At 68.9% G+C, this 15,184-nt stretch carries 14 protein-coding genes; 4 read left to right on the top strand and 10 right to left on the bottom strand.

Features of this window, described 5'->3' with window-relative positions:
* The 6 genes from C458_RS11740 to C458_RS11715 form a co-directional block, all read right to left on the bottom strand.
* On the bottom strand, positions 1-915 hold a 915-nt coding region (locus C458_RS11740; RefSeq protein ID WP_008575939.1), incomplete at its 3' end, for a beta-ribofuranosylaminobenzene 5'-phosphate synthase family protein.
* Positions 916-1,033: 118 nt separating this feature from the next.
* A complete protein-coding gene (locus C458_RS11735) occupies positions 1,034-1,768 on the bottom strand; it encodes a DUF4397 domain-containing protein (RefSeq protein WP_008575936.1) in 735 nt (244 codons plus the stop codon).
* Positions 1,769-1,892: 124 nt separating this feature from the next.
* Positions 1,893-2,213, bottom strand: coding sequence for an NAD-binding protein (locus tag C458_RS11730; protein ID WP_008575934.1), 321 nt, complete (start codon positions 2,211-2,213; stop codon positions 1,893-1,895).
* A complete protein-coding gene (guaA, locus tag C458_RS11725) occupies positions 2,210-3,127 on the bottom strand; it encodes a glutamine-hydrolyzing GMP synthase (RefSeq protein ID WP_008575932.1) in 918 nt (305 codons plus the stop codon). The genes C458_RS11730 and guaA overlap by 4 nt, the downstream gene beginning before the upstream one ends.
* A complete protein-coding gene (pyrG, locus tag C458_RS11720) occupies positions 3,127-4,776 on the bottom strand; it encodes a glutamine hydrolyzing CTP synthase (RefSeq protein WP_008575930.1) in 1,650 nt (549 codons plus the stop codon). Before pyrG ends, guaA begins: the two co-directional genes overlap by 1 nt.
* Positions 4,777-4,911: 135 nt before the next feature.
* On the bottom strand, positions 4,912-5,469 hold the full coding sequence (locus tag C458_RS11715) for a sugar O-acetyltransferase (RefSeq protein ID WP_008575929.1): 558 nt from the start codon (positions 5,467-5,469) through the stop codon (positions 4,912-4,914).
* A gap of 87 nt (positions 5,470-5,556) precedes the next feature.
* On the opposite strand from C458_RS11715, the gene C458_RS11710 reads away from it, so the two are divergent.
* Together C458_RS11710 and C458_RS18280 are read left to right on the top strand one after the other, a co-directional pair.
* Positions 5,557-6,357, top strand: coding sequence for an aldo/keto reductase (locus C458_RS11710; RefSeq protein WP_008575928.1), 801 nt, complete (start codon positions 5,557-5,559; stop codon positions 6,355-6,357).
* A 174-nt stretch (positions 6,358-6,531) separates the two neighbouring features.
* Complete coding sequence (locus C458_RS18280) at positions 6,532-6,699, top strand: hypothetical protein (protein ID WP_155821702.1); 168 nt, start codon at positions 6,532-6,534, stop codon at positions 6,697-6,699.
* Positions 6,700-6,777: 78 nt separating this feature from the next.
* On the opposite strand, the gene ppc is transcribed toward C458_RS18280, so the two are convergent.
* Positions 6,778-9,471 carry a phosphoenolpyruvate carboxylase gene (ppc, locus tag C458_RS11705; protein WP_004062362.1) on the bottom strand — a complete coding sequence of 898 codons (2,694 nt, stop codon included), beginning with the start codon at positions 9,469-9,471 and terminating at the stop codon, positions 6,778-6,780.
* A gap of 212 nt (positions 9,472-9,683) precedes the next feature.
* Between ppc and C458_RS11700 the strand changes: the two genes are divergently transcribed.
* Positions 9,684-10,529: a cytochrome bc1 complex Rieske iron-sulfur protein gene (locus tag C458_RS11700; RefSeq protein WP_008575927.1), complete on the top strand. Its 846-nt coding sequence runs from the start codon at positions 9,684-9,686 to the stop codon at positions 10,527-10,529.
* A gap of 288 nt (positions 10,530-10,817) precedes the next feature.
* On the opposite strand, the gene samp1 is transcribed toward C458_RS11700, so the two are convergent.
* From samp1 to C458_RS11685, 3 genes are read right to left on the bottom strand one after another with little or no spacing between them, the layout of a single operon-like run.
* A complete protein-coding gene (gene samp1, locus C458_RS11695) occupies positions 10,818-11,081 on the bottom strand; it encodes a ubiquitin-like modifier protein SAMP1 (protein WP_008575926.1) in 264 nt (87 codons plus the stop codon).
* A gap of 23 nt (positions 11,082-11,104) precedes the next feature.
* Positions 11,105-12,619 (bottom strand): cation:proton antiporter regulatory subunit, encoded by a 1,515-nt coding sequence (locus tag C458_RS11690; protein ID WP_008575924.1) that lies wholly within the window; start codon positions 12,617-12,619, stop codon positions 11,105-11,107.
* Positions 12,619-13,830, bottom strand: a complete 1,212-nt coding sequence (locus tag C458_RS11685) for a potassium channel family protein (protein WP_008575923.1) — start codon at positions 13,828-13,830, stop codon at positions 12,619-12,621. Before C458_RS11685 ends, C458_RS11690 begins: the two co-directional genes overlap by 1 nt.
* A 101-nt stretch (positions 13,831-13,931) precedes the next feature.
* On the opposite strand from C458_RS11685, the gene C458_RS11680 reads away from it, so the two are divergent.
* Positions 13,932-15,161 (top strand): NAD-binding protein, encoded by a 1,230-nt coding sequence (locus C458_RS11680; protein ID WP_008575922.1) that lies wholly within the window; start codon positions 13,932-13,934, stop codon positions 15,159-15,161.
* Positions 15,162-15,184 lie beyond the last annotated feature (23 nt).

The following is a 15,184-nucleotide window of genomic DNA, read 5'->3' as shown; positions in this document are numbered from 1 at the left end:
GCCCTCGATGTCGGCGTCGGCCAGCGCGGCGCGGCCCGCCTCGACCGCCTCGTCGACGTGGTCGGCGTCGGTCACGCCGTAGACGGTCGGCCCCCACGACGACTGGCCCGCGCCGTAGACGACGGGCGACTCCGACAGCGACGAGACGAGCGCGCCGACCGGCGGCCGGTAGACCCCGCCCTGCTCGTCGGCGTACCACGTCCCGTTGAGCCGGCCGACGGATTCGACGGCCCCGCCGAAGCGCTCGGCGGACCCCTCGGCGAGCGCCGGGAGGAGTCGGCGCGTGACGATGCCGGCGATTCGGTCGCCGGTCTGGGCGTCCGCGCGCTCGACGACGGAGCGCATGCTCGACTCCTCGGCCGCGCCGTTGCGGCCGGGGTCGGCGTCGGGGACGACGAGCAGGAACCGCCAGCGGTCGGGCACCTCGTGTCGGGCGGCGACCGCCGGCACCGACCACGAGCCGTCTTCCGGTCTGTCGGTGGTGAAGCGCGCGGTCGGGTGGCCCGCGTCGAGGACGGCCCCGCCGGCTTCGAACGTGGCGACGCCGACTCCGGAGCGCCCGCCGCGGCCCATCTCGGGGGCGAGTCGGCGCACGTCGGCCTCGCGGTCGGTGGCGGCCGCGACCGACCGCAACACCGCGAGCGCGAGCTGCGTCCCGCTGCCGAGGCCGGCGTGTCGCGGCAGGGTGCGTTCGACCGACACGTCGACGCCCTCGACGCCGAGGAGGTCGACCGCCTGTTCGGCGTACTCGCGGGCGGCGGGATGCCGACACCGAACGTCGGTTGCGGGCTCGGCGGCGACGACCACCCGCGGCTCGTCGAGCGCGACGCCGACGCCGCCGTAGAGGCGGTCGCGGGCGAGGCTCAGATTGAGGAACCCGAAGTGGATGCGCGCGCCGGTCGAGACCCGAACCATGTCACCGGCTATCGGCGGGGACGCCAAAAGGGGGTTTCGACCATGGCAACGCGGGCCGGAGTCACCCGCCGCAATCGGGCGGTTTCGACTCTCGCGCCGGGCGGCGACCGGTATCGACTCAGCCCACGCGACAGACGTCGCCGCCGGACGGTGGCTTGGGCTTGCGAGCGGGCGAGACGGCGTCCACCACGGGCAGAACGCTGAAGCCGGGCGACCCGCCGGTGGCGAACCCGATGGCGAACACCGAGATGGTCCGGCCGCCGGGGAGCGTCGTCCCGGGGAGGTCGAGCACGACCGCCCCGTTCGACGACAGGACGACCTGGAGGTCGTACGTCCCGGCGGGCACCGTCTCGTACTGCGAAACGCCGCCGAACGCCAGTCCCGAAAACAGCGTCGGGCCGTCTTTGACGACGATGTCGACCTCGGGCGCGTCGGGTGAGAAGTGCGCGACGCGGACGCTGGCCTTGCCGTACGGTGCCGGGCGGTTCGTGTCCGTGAGCACGACGGGCGTGATAGCGTCGAGCACGTCCGTCGCCGCGACGGTGTAATCGCGGTTGCGCCGGAGCGTGACCTCGGCGTCGATGACCACCGTCGAGGCGTCGCCCGCGGGCGTCACCTCGACCTGGTACGTCCCCGCGGGGACGGTGAAGTAGTCGGAGAGCACGCCGAACGGGACGCCCTGCAAGCCGGGGAAGGGGTCGCCGTTTACGTACACGTCTACGGGGGGCGCGTCGGGCGAGAAGTGGCCGACTCGGAACCGCGCGTCACCCGCGGCGACGCCGCCGGGGCGTGCCGCCGCGGTCGTCGCGCCGCCTGCGAGCAGGAGGCCGGTTGCGCCGAGGCTCTTCAGCATCGTTCGTCGGGAGAGGGACGACATCTGCAACCATCATGAAGGACCGCGATGATATCAATATTTGCACAACTAGAATATTGAAAGAAAGTCTGCGCGCCGAGACGGTCAGGGATTCCTGACCGTCTCAGACGAGTTCTTCGGCGACCACGTCGACCGCGAGCAGGTTCGGGTCGATAGCGAGGTCGGCCTGCCCCTTGGCGAACTCCGGAAGGGTGTCGTAGGCGTAGGTCACGACGCGCACGTCGGGGTTCTGCTCTTTGGCCACCGCGATGGCCGTCGCGTCGTCCATGTCGGTGAGCACGAGCAGGTCGGCGTCCTCGATGCCGGCCTCGTCGAGGGAGTCGGCGGAGGCGATGCCGGCGACGCGGACGACCGTCGCGCCCTCGTCTTCGAGCGCTTCACCGAGTCCGTCGGGGTCCGCCCCCGCGACGACTGCCGTCGTCATTCGTACTCGATGGTCGCCGGCGGTTTGTGGGTCACGTCGTAGACGACGCGGGCGACGTTCTCGTTCGTCCCGGTGATGCGCGACTGGATGCGCTGGAGGGTGTCCCACGGGAGCTCCTGCGCGCGGGCGGTCATGCCGTCGCGCGACTCCACGGAGCGCACGGAGACAATCCAGCCGTGGACGCGGTTGTCACCCTTGACGCCCGTGCCCTTGCCGATGACGGCGGCGAACGCCTGCCACGGGTCGTGCTTTTCGGTCTCGTCTTCGACGACGTGACACGCGTCGCGGGCGACCTGCACCTTCTCGGGCGTGACTTCGCCGAGGACGCGGACCGCCAGCCCCGGCCCCGGGAACGGCATCCGCTCGGCGATGATGGATTCGAGGCCGAGCGCGCGGGCGACCTCGCGGACCTCGTCCTTGTAGAGGTCGCGGACGGGTTCGACGATGCCCTCGAAGTCCACCACGTCCGGCAGTCCGCCGACGTTGTGGTGGGACTTGATGTTGCCCTCGGACTCGATGCGGTCGGGGTAGATGGTCCCCTGCACGAGGTACTGGGCGTCGGTCTCCTTCGCCTCGCGCTCGAACTCGCGGATGAACTGCTCGCCGATGACCTTGCGCTTTTCCTCGGGGTCGACGACGCCCTCGAGGGCGTCGAAAAAGCGGTCGCGGGCGTCGACGACGCGGAGGCTCTCCATGAAGGAGAAGGTGTCCGAAATCTGTTCGGTCTCGCCTTTGCGCATCAGGCCGGTGTCGACGTAGACCGGGGTGAGCTGCTCGCCGACGGCCTCGTAGGCGAGCGTCGCGGCGACGGAGGAGTCCACGCCGCCCGAGAGGGCGATGATGGCGTGCTCGTCGCCGATTTGGTCGCGAATCGATTCGGTCGCGTCTTCGATGAATTCGTCTACGTGTACCATTATGCTGTCACCTCTTCGTTGCCGAGTTCGCGCGCGTCGAGTTCGCCGAGGACCGCGCGGAGGAAGCCGAGGAACGGCGGGCTCGCGCGGTCGGGTCGAGAGCGGAACTCGGGGTGGAACTGCGTTCCGAAGAAGAACGGGTGGTCGGTCAGTTCGAGAATCTCCATGCGGTTTTCGGCCCGGCCGGAGAAGCGGAGCCCCTCGGATTCGAGTTCGTCGATGAGTTCGGGGTTCACCTCGTAGCGGTGGCGGTGGCGCTCCGTACAGGAGGTGTCGCCGTACACCGCCTCCGCGAGCGTGCCGGCGTCGATGTCGGTGTCGTGCGCGCCGAGGCGCATCGTGCCGCCCATCTCGTCGACCTCGTACTGCTCCGGCAGGAGGTCGATGACGGGGTACGGCGTCTCGGGGTCGAGTTCGGCCGAGTGGGCCTCCTCGTGGCCGAGGACGTTCCGGGCCTGCTCGACGACGGCCATCTGGAAGCCCAGACAGAGGCCGAGGAAGGGCACGTCGTTCTCGCGGGCGTAGCGGATGGCCTCGATTTTGCCGCCGGTTCCGCGGGAGCCGAAGCCGCCGGGGACGACGACGCCGTCGGCGTCCTTCAGGCGCTCTTCGTGCTTGTCGAGCATCTCGTCGGAGTCGACCCAGAGGATGTTCACGTCGACGCCGCACTCGATGCCCGCGTGCTTGAGCGCCTCGTGGATGGACATGTAGGCGTCTTCGAGGGCGTACTTGCCGACGAGCGCGATATCGACCGAGCCGGTCCGGTCGGCCGTGACGAGTTCGCGCCAGCGGTTGTCGCGCTCCGCTTTGGGAAGCGCCTCGTCGGCGATGCCGAGGCGCTCCATGACGTACTCGTCGAGGCCCTCCTCTTCGACCATCAGCGGGACGTGGTAGATGTCCGGCACGTCGGGGTTGGAGAACACCGCGGCGTCCGGCACGTCGCAGAACTGCGCGATTTTGCTCTTCGTCGCCGGTTCGAGTTTGTCGTCGGCGCGGCCGACGAGGATGTCCGGCTGGAGGCCGATGCTCCGAAGTTCCTTGACGGAGTGCTGGGTGGGCTTCGTCTTCTGCTCGCCGTTCTTCGAGTAGGGGACGAGCGTGACGTGCGTAAACAGCACGTCGCCGTCTTCCTCTTCGGAGGCGAACTGGCGGAGCGATTCGAGGAACGGCATCGACTCGATGTCGCCGACGGTGCCGCCGACCTCGACGAGACACACGTCGGTGCCCTCGGCCGCCTCGCGAATGCGGCGCTTGATGTCCTCCGTGACGTGCGGGATAATCTGGACCGTCTTCCCGAGGTAGTCGCCGTCGCGCTCCTTCTGGATGACGTGTTGGTAGGTCTTGCCCGTCGTGATGTTGTGGTCGGCGGTCATGTCGACGCCGAGGAACCGCTCGTAGTTCCCGAGGTCGAGGTCGACTTCCGCGCCGTCTTTCAGGACGTACACCTCCCCGTGCTCGTAGGGGTTCATGGTCCCGGCGTCGACGTTCAGGTACGGGTCTATCTTGACCGCGGTGACGTCGAACCCGGCGTTCTTCAGGAGTCGGCCGGTGCTCGCGGCCGTGATACCCTTCCCGAGACCGGACATGACACCCCCGGTTACGAAAATGAACTTGCGCCCCATCTCTGGGTCGTATTCGTCCGTCGGCATACTGACCGTGTGCGAGCGTACTTCAAAACCATTTCGGAGGGAACATCGTGTGCCAGAGCACCGCACGCACCCGAATCCGAGAGAATCGCTCGACGGCGACGCGACGGTCGCGCCGGTTCGGCGGCGTATCCCGGTTCAGTCCAGCCGTTTAATGACTCGCGCCGGGTTGCCGCCGACGACCACCGAGTCGGGCACGTCCTTCGTGACGACCGCACCGGAGGCGACCACCGCGTCGTCACCGATGGTGACGCCGGGGTTGACGACCGCGCGGCCGCCGAGCCACGCGTTGTCACCGATTGTCACCGGCTCGCCCGACTCCGGGCCCTTGATTCGCTCCGCGGCGTCGACCGGGTGGGTCGCGGTGTAGACGTGGACGCCCGGCCCGAGTTGGCAGTTGTCTCCGATGGTGATGGGACACACGTCGAGGAAGACGCAGTCGAAGTTGGCGAAGAACTCCTCGCCGACGCGGACGTTGTAGCCGTAATCGCAGCGGAACGGCGGCTCGATTTCGAACGACTCGCCGACCGCCCCGAACAGCTCCCGAATCAGCTCCTCGCGGCGCTCGATTTGGGTCTCGTCGGTGTCGTTGAACCGGCGCGTGAGCCGGCGCGCGCGCTTTCGCTCCGCGACGAGTTCCGGGTCGCTCGCGTCGTACGAGTCGCCCGCGAGCATCTTCTCCTTCTCGGAGGGCATACCCCAACCACCGGCGGGCCGATGGTAAGTGTACCCACGGCTTCCGCGACCGCAGGATTTGACTCGCCAGCCCGCAATCGTCCGCCCATGAAGGACTTCCCGCGACTCGGCTTCGGGACGTACAAGCTCGAGGACCGCGACGAGTGCGTCGAGGCCGTGAAAACCGCCCTCGACGCCGGCTACCGCCACGTCGACACGGCCCAGATGTACCACAACGAGGAGTACGTCGGCGAGGGCCTCGCCGAATCGGACGTGGACATCGACGACGTGTTCGTGGCGACGAAGCTCGACACCGACAACCTCGGTTACGACGACGTGCTGGAGACGGCCCGCGAGTCCGCCGACAAGCTCGGCGTCGACACCATCGACCTGCTGTACGTCCACTGGCCAATCGACAGCTACGACGAAGACGAGACGCTCGCGGCCCTCGACGAACTCGTCGAGGCGGGCGTCATCGACCGCGTCGGCCTGAGCAACTTCCGACCCGACCAGCTCGAATCGGCCATCGAGACGCTCGACGCGCCGGTGTTCGCCCACCAGGTCGAGATGCACCCGATGCTCCAGCAGACCGAACTCCGGGAGTTCGCCGCCGAACACGACCACCGGCTGGTCGCCTACTCGCCCATCGCGCGCAATCAGGTCGCCGACGAGGCGGTCATCGTCGACATCGCCGAGAAGCACGACGCGTCGCCCGCGCAGGTCGCCCTCGCGTGGCTCATCGAGAAGGGCGCGACGCCCATCCCGAAGGCCGCCTCGCCCGACCACATCCGCGACAACTTCGCCGCGCTCGACCTCGACCTCGACGACGAGGACGTGGCCGCCATCGACGGCCTCGATTCGACCCACCGCATCGTCGACTTCGAGGAAGCGCCGTGGAACCAGGTCTGAGCTGAGCCGGTCCGCACCCGGCGGACGACGATGCCGACGAAACCCTCGTTTTCACCGCGTTCGACTGCCCTGTGCCTCGTATTCGTCGCCACCGGCAGCCCCGTCTGAGTGGGACGTGCGACCCCGACACAAACAGGGTGAACATATATGATGGACTCGCCCGTACCGTCGAATATGGCAACGGTGGTGGTGGTGTGCCCGCACTGCGGACAGCAAGTGGAATCGAGATACGAGGGCGACGCCGACTTCGACGGCGTCAGACAGCGGTTGAAAAGCGAGTATCGCGTCGCGCGGCAGACCTGTCCGGTCTGTTCGAACCCGTACGACCTCCGTCGGGCCTAGTCGGTCCCGACGGCGCGGCGACGGTGACGGCGACGACGACCTCGGCGGGTGGCCGAGGGCGTCGGCGTCGCGGTCGCGTTATCCGGTGTTCTTCATCCCGGCGGCGATGCCTTTGACCGTGAGCCGCAGGGTCCGTTCTTCCTCGTCGGTCCGGTGGGTCTGCGACAGCAGGTGGGTCTGCAGCAGGTTCAGCGGGTCGACGTAGGGGTTGCGGCGGCGGAGGCTCTCTTCGAGCCACTCGCGCTTCAGGAGGCTGCTGCGCTCGCTGATGTCGAGCATGAGGTCCGCGGCGTCCTCGTACTCCTCGGTGAGTCGGGTGAAGAACTCCTCGCGGAGCTCCTCGTCGGCGAGGTTCGCGTACTCCGTGGCGATTTCGAGGTCGGTGCGCGCAAGCGCCATCGCGGCGTTGTCGAACGTGCTGCGGAAGAACGCCCACTCGTCGTACATCTCGCGGAGGTCGTCCATGTCGCCGCCGTCTTCGAGGAAGGCGTTGACGCCGGCGGCCAGCGAGTACCAGCCGGGGAGGATACACCGCGACTGGGTCCACGAGAACACCCACGGGATGGCCCGCAGGTCCTCGACGCTGCGCTCGTCGGACCGGGAGGCCGGCCGGGAGCCGAGGTTGAGTTCCTCGATGACGGTGATGGGGGTCGCCTGCTCGAAGTAGGAGACGAAGCCGTCGGATTCGAGGAGGTCGCGGTACTCCTCGCGCGCGGCGGCCGCCATGGTGTCCATGGCGTCGACCCAGCGGTCGGGGACTTCCTCCTCGGGCGTCCGAATCGCTTGCAGGCGGGCGCGAATCTGGGCGTTGAGCATCTGTTCGAGGTTCCGCTCCGCGATGCGCGGGTTGGCGTACTTCTCGGCGATGGCCTCGCCCTGTTCGGTGAACTTAATCTGCCCCGTGACGGTCTCGTTCGGGAGCGCGAGCATGGCCTCGTTCATCGGGCCGCCGCCGCGGGAGATGGAGCCGCCGCGGCCGTGGAACAGCCGCATCGTCACGTCGAAGTCGTCGCAGATGTCCGCGAGGCGGCGCTGGTTCTTGTAGAGGTCCCAGTTGGCCGCGAGGAAGCCGTTTTCCTTGTTGGAGTCGGAGTAGCCCAGCATGATTTCCTGGACGTCGTTCCGGGCGGCGAGCGCCGTCCCGTAGGCCTCGTTTTCGAACAGCGTGCCCATGATGCGGCGCGCGCCGTTGAGCGCCGACTCGGTTTCGAGGAGCGGGACCACGTCGATGCCGCAGTGGTCGGGCAGGGAGACGACGCCCGCCTGGTCGGCGAGGAACAGCACTTCGAGGACGTGTGACGGCTCCTCGGTCATCGAGATGCAGTAGGTGTCGATAGCGCCGACGCCGTACTCGCGCTGCCACTCGCCGAGCTTGCGGAAGCGGCGGAGGACGCGCTCGGCCGTCTCGGACACGTCGCCGGGGTCTTCGAGGTCGACGACCGGCTCCTCCTGGAGAATCGCGTCCGTGAGGAGTTCGACGCGCTCCTGTTCGGAACTGCCGTAGTAGTCGAGACCCTCGTGGGCCAGCGCCTCGTGGACGGCCTCGGTGTGGTTCTCCTGGTGGTCCCGGAGGTCGAGGCTGGCGAGGGTGAATCCGAACGTGTCGACCTGTCGCATCAGGGGCTCGACGTACACGTCCGCGACCTGCTCCGCGCCGGTCCGCCGGAGGCTGGCGTCGACGACTTCGAGGTCGGCCATGAGTTCGCTCGCGTCGGCGTAGCCGTTCGGGCGGACGTCCTCGACGCGGCGGAGCCGCTCGCGCATCAGCTTGAGCTTCTGGCGGTACGGCTCGTTGGGGTAGCGCTCGTCGGCCTCCTCGGCGACGACGGGGAGGTGTTCGCGGTCGGCCTTCAGCGAGCGCTCGAGCTCGTGTCCGGGGTCGATTCGCGTCGCGTCCTGGCTCAGCACACCGGAGAGACGTTTGAGCGCGTCGCTGTACTTTTCGAGGGCGACGCTTCGCTGGCGTTCGAGCGTGTCTTCGGTCACCTCGGGCGTGACGAAGGGGTTGCCGTCGCGGTCGGAGCCTGCCCACGACCGGAACTCGAACAGCTTCGGCACGTCGAGGCCGGGATACTCGGCGCGGAGCTCCTCTTCGAGTTCCTCGTACACCTCACCGACCACGTCGAACAGCGTGTTTTCGAGGTACCACTGGACGTTTCGGGCCTCGTCGGTCGGCTCCGGGCGGCGGTCGCGGACCTGCGAGGTCTGCCAGAGGCTCGTCACCTCGGCGACGACGTGCCGCCACTCCTGGTCGTGTTCGAGGTCGGTGAGGCGGCGCTCGTCGAGCGTCTCCAGCCGGTTGGCGATGGAGCGGAGCTTCGATTTCACCGTCTTCCGGCGGGCCTCGGTCGGGTGCGCCGTGAACGTCGGCTCGATGAGCACGTCTTCGAGGACCCGTCCCAGAAGCTCCTCGTCGACCTCCTCGTCGTCCAGCGCGTCGAGCGTGTCGAGGATGCCGTCTTCGAGCGTCCCCTCCTGTGACGCCTCGCGGATGACGCGAACGCGCTCGCGCTCCTCGGCGAGGTTGATGAGTTCGAAGTAGGTCGTGAACGCGCGGGCGACGACGCTCTCGCGCTCCGGTTCGAGGTCGCCGACCACGTCGTAGAGCCGCTCGCGCGACCCGGATTCGCCTTTCCGGTAGGCGATGGCCGCCTGTCGAAGCTCTTCGACCGTCTCGAACGACGCCGTCGACGTCTGCGCTTCGAGCACGTCCCCGAGCAGCGCCCCCAGCTCGCGAACGTCTTGCCGCACGTCTCTGGTGTGCAATCGCATCCTACTCGAATACGAGTACCACATTCTAAAAGGCCACGAGTAACGCCGAAAATTTGCCCGGAGACGATTCCTCAACGAACGTTTCTAATGGTTCGTCCAGTTTTTCACTCGGTCGCTCGGCCGGCCGCACCCCCTCGCGGGCGGTCGGTTCGTCGGGCGCACTAACACGGTTGATTCGTCACGCTTTTACTGGCTGGGTCGAAGGTGAGTGTATGAGCGATAGCGACAAGTACCCCGCCGATTCGGGTCGCCGTCGGTTCGTCAAGGGCGTCGTCGGGGGAGCGGCGCTCGCGGGCGTGGGAACGACAGGCGCGGCCGCCGTCAACAGCGCAACGTCGTCCACCGGGTCCGGTGGCGGTCCGACGCAGGCGTACGCCATCGAGAACACCGGCGGTCCCGCACCGCGCGGTATGCCCCAGATTCCGATTGAAATCGACGACGAGGGCTACATCAGAGGCGTCTGGCCCGAGGTTCAGACCGTCACCCAGAACGGTGTGGAAGTCGAACTCGCCATCACCGAGGACTATCAGGGAACCGGCGTCACCTACTCGCAGGACTGGTTCCAGTACTGCGGCGTGCAGTCCTACGAGGCGCTCTCTCCGTCGTTCGAGTCTGACAACTACTTCCGCTCGGACAACGGGGCCTACGACTGGCAGTCCGAGGCGTACAGCGCCGGCGACCGCTTGAACGTCAACGACTTCGACGAGTACGAGTCGTGGGGCAACGGCATCGGACAGGCCGGGCTCGGACAGCCTGCGACCGGTACGTGGCGCTCCCAGGACACCGAGGACACGATTCCGATTCAGGTGCTCCGTTCGACGCGTATCGAGGAGGCCGCACAGGACAACGAGTGGCTCGCCGCCTCGACGGACCAGGGCGTCATCGCGTGGCTCAACAAGTGTACGCACTTCTGCTGTGTCCCCGGCTACAAGCAGGCGGCCAGCTCCGCCACGTTCGGCGGCGAAGACGGCGTCTACTGCCAGTGTCACCAGTCCGTCTACGACCCCTTCTCCATCGTCGAGACGCTGTTTACGGCGCTGCCGCGCCCGAGCGAGTAACTCGGACTCGGAACTCGCCTTCCCGCTTCGCGACCGACCGCGACGCGTCTCTCCGTTCCGTTCTCTCTCGCGGTATCGCGTTCCGTCCCGCTGTTCTATCTCACCCAGTTCTATCCCGTCCCGCTGTTCTATCTCACCCAGTTCTATCCCGTCCCGCTGTTCTACTCCCCCCGTTCCGTCTCGTGCCGTCGTCCCCCGTCCCGCGTACTGACAGACCGGCCGCTCGGGGGCCGTCCGTCAGGCTTCGAGAACCGATGACCGTCGCCGCGTCGGGGCGACGACCGCGCGCTAGCCGCCGCTGACCGGCGGGAACAGCGCGAGTTCGTCGCCGGTATCCGCTTCCTCGCCGAGCGCGGCCGCCTCGCCGTTCCGGAGGACGTTGATGTGGTCGTACAGTTCGCCGTCGTCACCGAACACCCGCGATTCGAGCGCCGGATGCGCCCCGACGAGGGCGTCGAGCGCGTCGCCGACGGTCGCGTCGCCGTCGACGTCGACCCGAACGGTGCGCGAGCCGGCGACTTCCGCGAGGTCGGCGAACAGCTTCCACTCCATACTCCCGTCTCGTCGCCCGGCGCTCATGAGGATTGCGCCCCGGACGACCGCGAGGCCTCGCCGTCGGACCCGCCGGTGTCGGCTCCGTCGTCGCCGCCGTCGGTGCGGCCGTCGGTGCGGCCCGTGTCGGTCGTCGCCCGGCGTTCGACCTTCCGGAGCACCTCCGGCCGGCCGACGACGTAGAGCGTGTCGCCGGCCGCCAGTTCGCGTCCCCGGCCGGGAATCGCGTCCACGGGACGGTTCGAAGACCGGATGGCGACGACCGTGGTGTCCACGTCCGAAACAGTCAGCCCGTCGAGGTCGGCACCCGGCGCGACGGTCGTGACCGCCATCGTCTCGTCGGCGTTCCGGAGGAGCGACGCGAATTCGCGGTCGACGTGAGGGTCCGCGGGGAGCGTCACGAGCCGGTACGCCTCGCCGCTCGTCAGGCGGTCGGCGTCCTCCTCGTCGAGGGCGACGGTCGCCACGTCGTCGGCGACGCCCCGGAGTTCGCCGAAGGCGACGCGGGTCGGCGCGGCCGGCGCGTCGGTGCCGCCGTCGGACAGCGAGCCCGCGTCGGGCCCGCCCGCGGGCGTCTCGGTCGAGCCGGCGGACTCGGGCGCATCGGTCGGGTCGGACGCACCCGCGACGGCGGCGTCTGACGGCCCGTCGTCGTCGTCGTCCGCGTCCGGCTTCGGAACCGACCACACCTGCACGGGGTCGCCGGCGGCCGCGCCGGAGCCGGGGTCGCCGCGAATCGCGACCGCGACGGTGCCGGGCGCGAGCGTCGGCCCGAGGCCGGCCGCGCGACTGCCGAGCGCGAGGTAGGACACCTCGCTCTCGCCGGCCTCGAACTCCACGTCGACGTGGCCGACGCCGTGGTCGTCCTTGATGCGCGTGGCGAGTCGGTCGCGAAGTTCGGCCTCGCTGAGCCGCCGGGGGAACAGCAGCGTCTTCCCGCTCAGCTGGGTCTTGACGGCCTCGGCGACCGGGTCGTACCCCTCGATGTCGCCGATGTCCTCGGGGAGCGTCACCGACGTGACGCGGCCGACGGTCCGGACGAGTCGACTCACGTCGGCGTCGAGTTCCTTCGCGCCCGCGACGGCGAACACGTCCGTCGCCAGTCGGTCGCCGGCGACCCGGCCGACCGGCGCGACGAGCGCCCCGCCGGCGAGCGACGCGACGTTGAAAAGCACGGTGTCGAGTTGGAACACCTCGGTCTCGGTGCCGGTGGTGAACGCGCCGAACAGACCGATGGTGTTCAGGTAGAGCGCGACGACCGCGCCGCCGAACAGCACCGCCAACGCCCGCGGGATTATCTCGCGGGTGTACCAGCGATAGAGCAGCGAGGCGACCGCCGACACGACGAACGCGCCGACGACGAGGCCGACGAGCCGGAGCGCCTGCAGGACGAGCGAGTCGTCGGCCGGCGGAATCGACACCTGTCCGGCGGCGGCCGGCGCCCCTCCGACCGCCGCGAACAGGTCGGCGGCGGGCGCGACCGAAACGGCGGTGCCCGCGCCGGCGGCCGAGGCGAACGCGGAGAGCAGCGCCGACATCACGCCACCGCCTCCTCGAAGCCGGTCAGGTCGGTTCTCGACCCGACCGCGTAGAGCGTGTCACCCGCGGAGACCGCTTGGTCCCCTCGCGGCGCAATCGTCCAGTTGCCGCCGTGCCGGACCGCGAGGACCGCCACGCCGTAGGCGTCGCGGACGCCCGCCTCGCCGAGTGTCACGCCGTCGAGCGGGCTCTCGGACCGAACCGAGAGCCGAGAGAAGCGCTTGCCGGCGCGGCGGAGCAGTGAGACGAGTTCGAACTCCCGACGGACGCCGCGGGAGGTGACGACGAGCCGCTCCACGTCGCTCGTGAGGAGCGGTTCGACCTGCCCCCGGTCGACCGCGAGCGTGACGCGACCCTCGCCGCCGACAGCCGTGGGGGCGCGCGGTGCGGCCTTCGGGGCGTCCGCGTCGTCGTCATCGTCGTCGGGTTCGCTCGGGACCTCCGCGACGGAGTCGACTCCGGCGACGGTCGCCGAGACCGTGCCGCCGTCGGTGACGACGACCACGTCGTCGCCCTGCGCGAGCCCCGTCGGCACGAGTGCCGTCACCGACACCGCGCGCTTGCCCGCCGGGAGGCGCTTCGAGAGGCCGCCGACCGGGGCCGCGGCGGTGACGGTGGCGCGGGCCCGCTCGTCGAGTCTGACCTCGACGGCGGCGAGGTCGAACTCGTTTTGCAGGCGGTCGGCAAACCGCGATTCGAGTTCCACGAGCGGGATGTCCGCGGGGAACGTCCACTCGCCGTTGCGGATGCCGGTGCGGATGTCGAGCGGAACCGGCGGGTAACCCTCGATGTCACCGACCTCGCCGGTGACGGTGACGCTGACCTGCCCGCGGCCGCCGACGAGTTCGACCACGTCGGTCGAAAGCGACCGCTCGGTGAGCTTTCGAAGCGACATCTTCCGCGGGATGTCGTTGGCGAAAGCGTCGCCGCGATTGTGGGCGTACAACGACCCCATCAGGACGACCAACAGCGCGACCGTCAGCCTGACCTGGCTCTCCGACTGCGTAATCGTCGGGTCGGCCAGCGCCATGAGGCCGCCGCTCGCGCCCGCGATGGCGACGCTGAGGACGACGACGGCGAGGCCCGGCACGGTGACGCCGGTGACGTAGCGGAAGCCGAAGCCGAGGAGCCACGCGACGGCGGCCGGCACGAGACCCGTGAGGACGCCGAAGTACAGCCCGTAGACGACTTCGACGGGGAGTGAAGCCATGCCCCGGTACACTCACCGACGCGATAAAGACGTGACGACGCACCCGTGACGGGCCGATACCCGACCGCTTTTTGCCCTCGGACGCCAGAACTGCGAGAGACATGGCTTCGGTACGCGAGTGGGTCGGTGCCCGCGCGACCATCGGGACGGTGTTCGTCGCCGCCGTCCTGTCGGTCGCCATCGGCATCCTCAACATCAGCTCCCCGGTCGCCGGCGGCGTGCTGGCACCCCACATCCCCGACGCGGTCCGCATCACCGCCGGCTTCACCGGAACGCTGACGGGCTTTCTGCTCCTCGCGAGCGTCTTCGGGCTCCGCCGCCGCTACCGCGCCGCGTGGTACTCGACCGCGGTGTTGCTCCCGGTGACCGCCGCGCAGGGGCTCATCCAGTCGCCCGAGCGGGCGGCCCCGCTCGTCGGCCTCTCGCTTATCAGCCTCGCGCTGTTGGTGTTCAATCACAGGGCGTTCGACCGCGACCTCGACCTGACGGCGACGCAGCTGTCGGCGCTGCTCGCCATCGCGGGCGCACAGACCTACACGACCGCCGGCGCGTGGGCGCTCAGAGAGCAGTTCAACGGCATCGACACGCTGTTCGACGCGTTTTATTTCGGCGTCGTCACCGGCAGCACGGTCGGCTACGGCGACATCTACCCGCAGACCGCCATCGCCAGACTGTTCGGCATCTCGGCGCTCCTCATCACGGTGGCGACGTTCGCCGTGGCGCTCGGTGTCCTGCTCACGCCCGCAATCGAAGCGCGACTCACCAAAGCACTCGGACGCATGACCGAATCACAACTCGACATCCTGGAGAACCACGTCCTCGTCCTCGGCTACGGGGAACTGACCGAACCGATTCTCGAAGAGCTCGGCGACCGCGCCCGCGTCGTCATCGTCACGCCCGACGAGGGCCGCGCCAAGCGCCTCACCGACCGCGGCTACGACGTGGTCACCGACGACCCGAGCGACGAGGAGGCGCTTCAGCGGACCCGCGTCGACGCCGCTCGCTCCGTCGTCGTCGCCACGAACAACGACGCCGAGGACGCGCTGGCCATCCTCACGGCGCGACAGCTCAACCCCGACGTGCACATCGTCGCGGCGGCGACCCAGCGGGAAAACGAGCGGAAACTGCGCCGTGCCGGGGCCAACACCGTCATCAGCCCCGCGGCACTCGGCGGCCACTTCCTCGCGGAGTCCGCCGTCGGCGGGAGCGGCCTCGAAACCATCGAGGAACGGCTGCTCGACGAACAGCCCACCGAGCCGGCCGAAGACGGAACGGTCGAGGGGAACGGGACGGTCGAGGCGGACGACCCCGGGACGGACGACCGTAACTGACAAACCCGGCGACGCCGGTCGCA

This window comes from Haloferax sp. ATCC BAA-644 (genome assembly GCF_000336975.1).
Classification (GTDB): domain Archaea; phylum Halobacteriota; class Halobacteria; order Halobacteriales; family Haloferacaceae; genus Haloferax; species Haloferax volcanii.
This window is presented reverse-complemented; position numbering and strand designations above follow the sequence as displayed.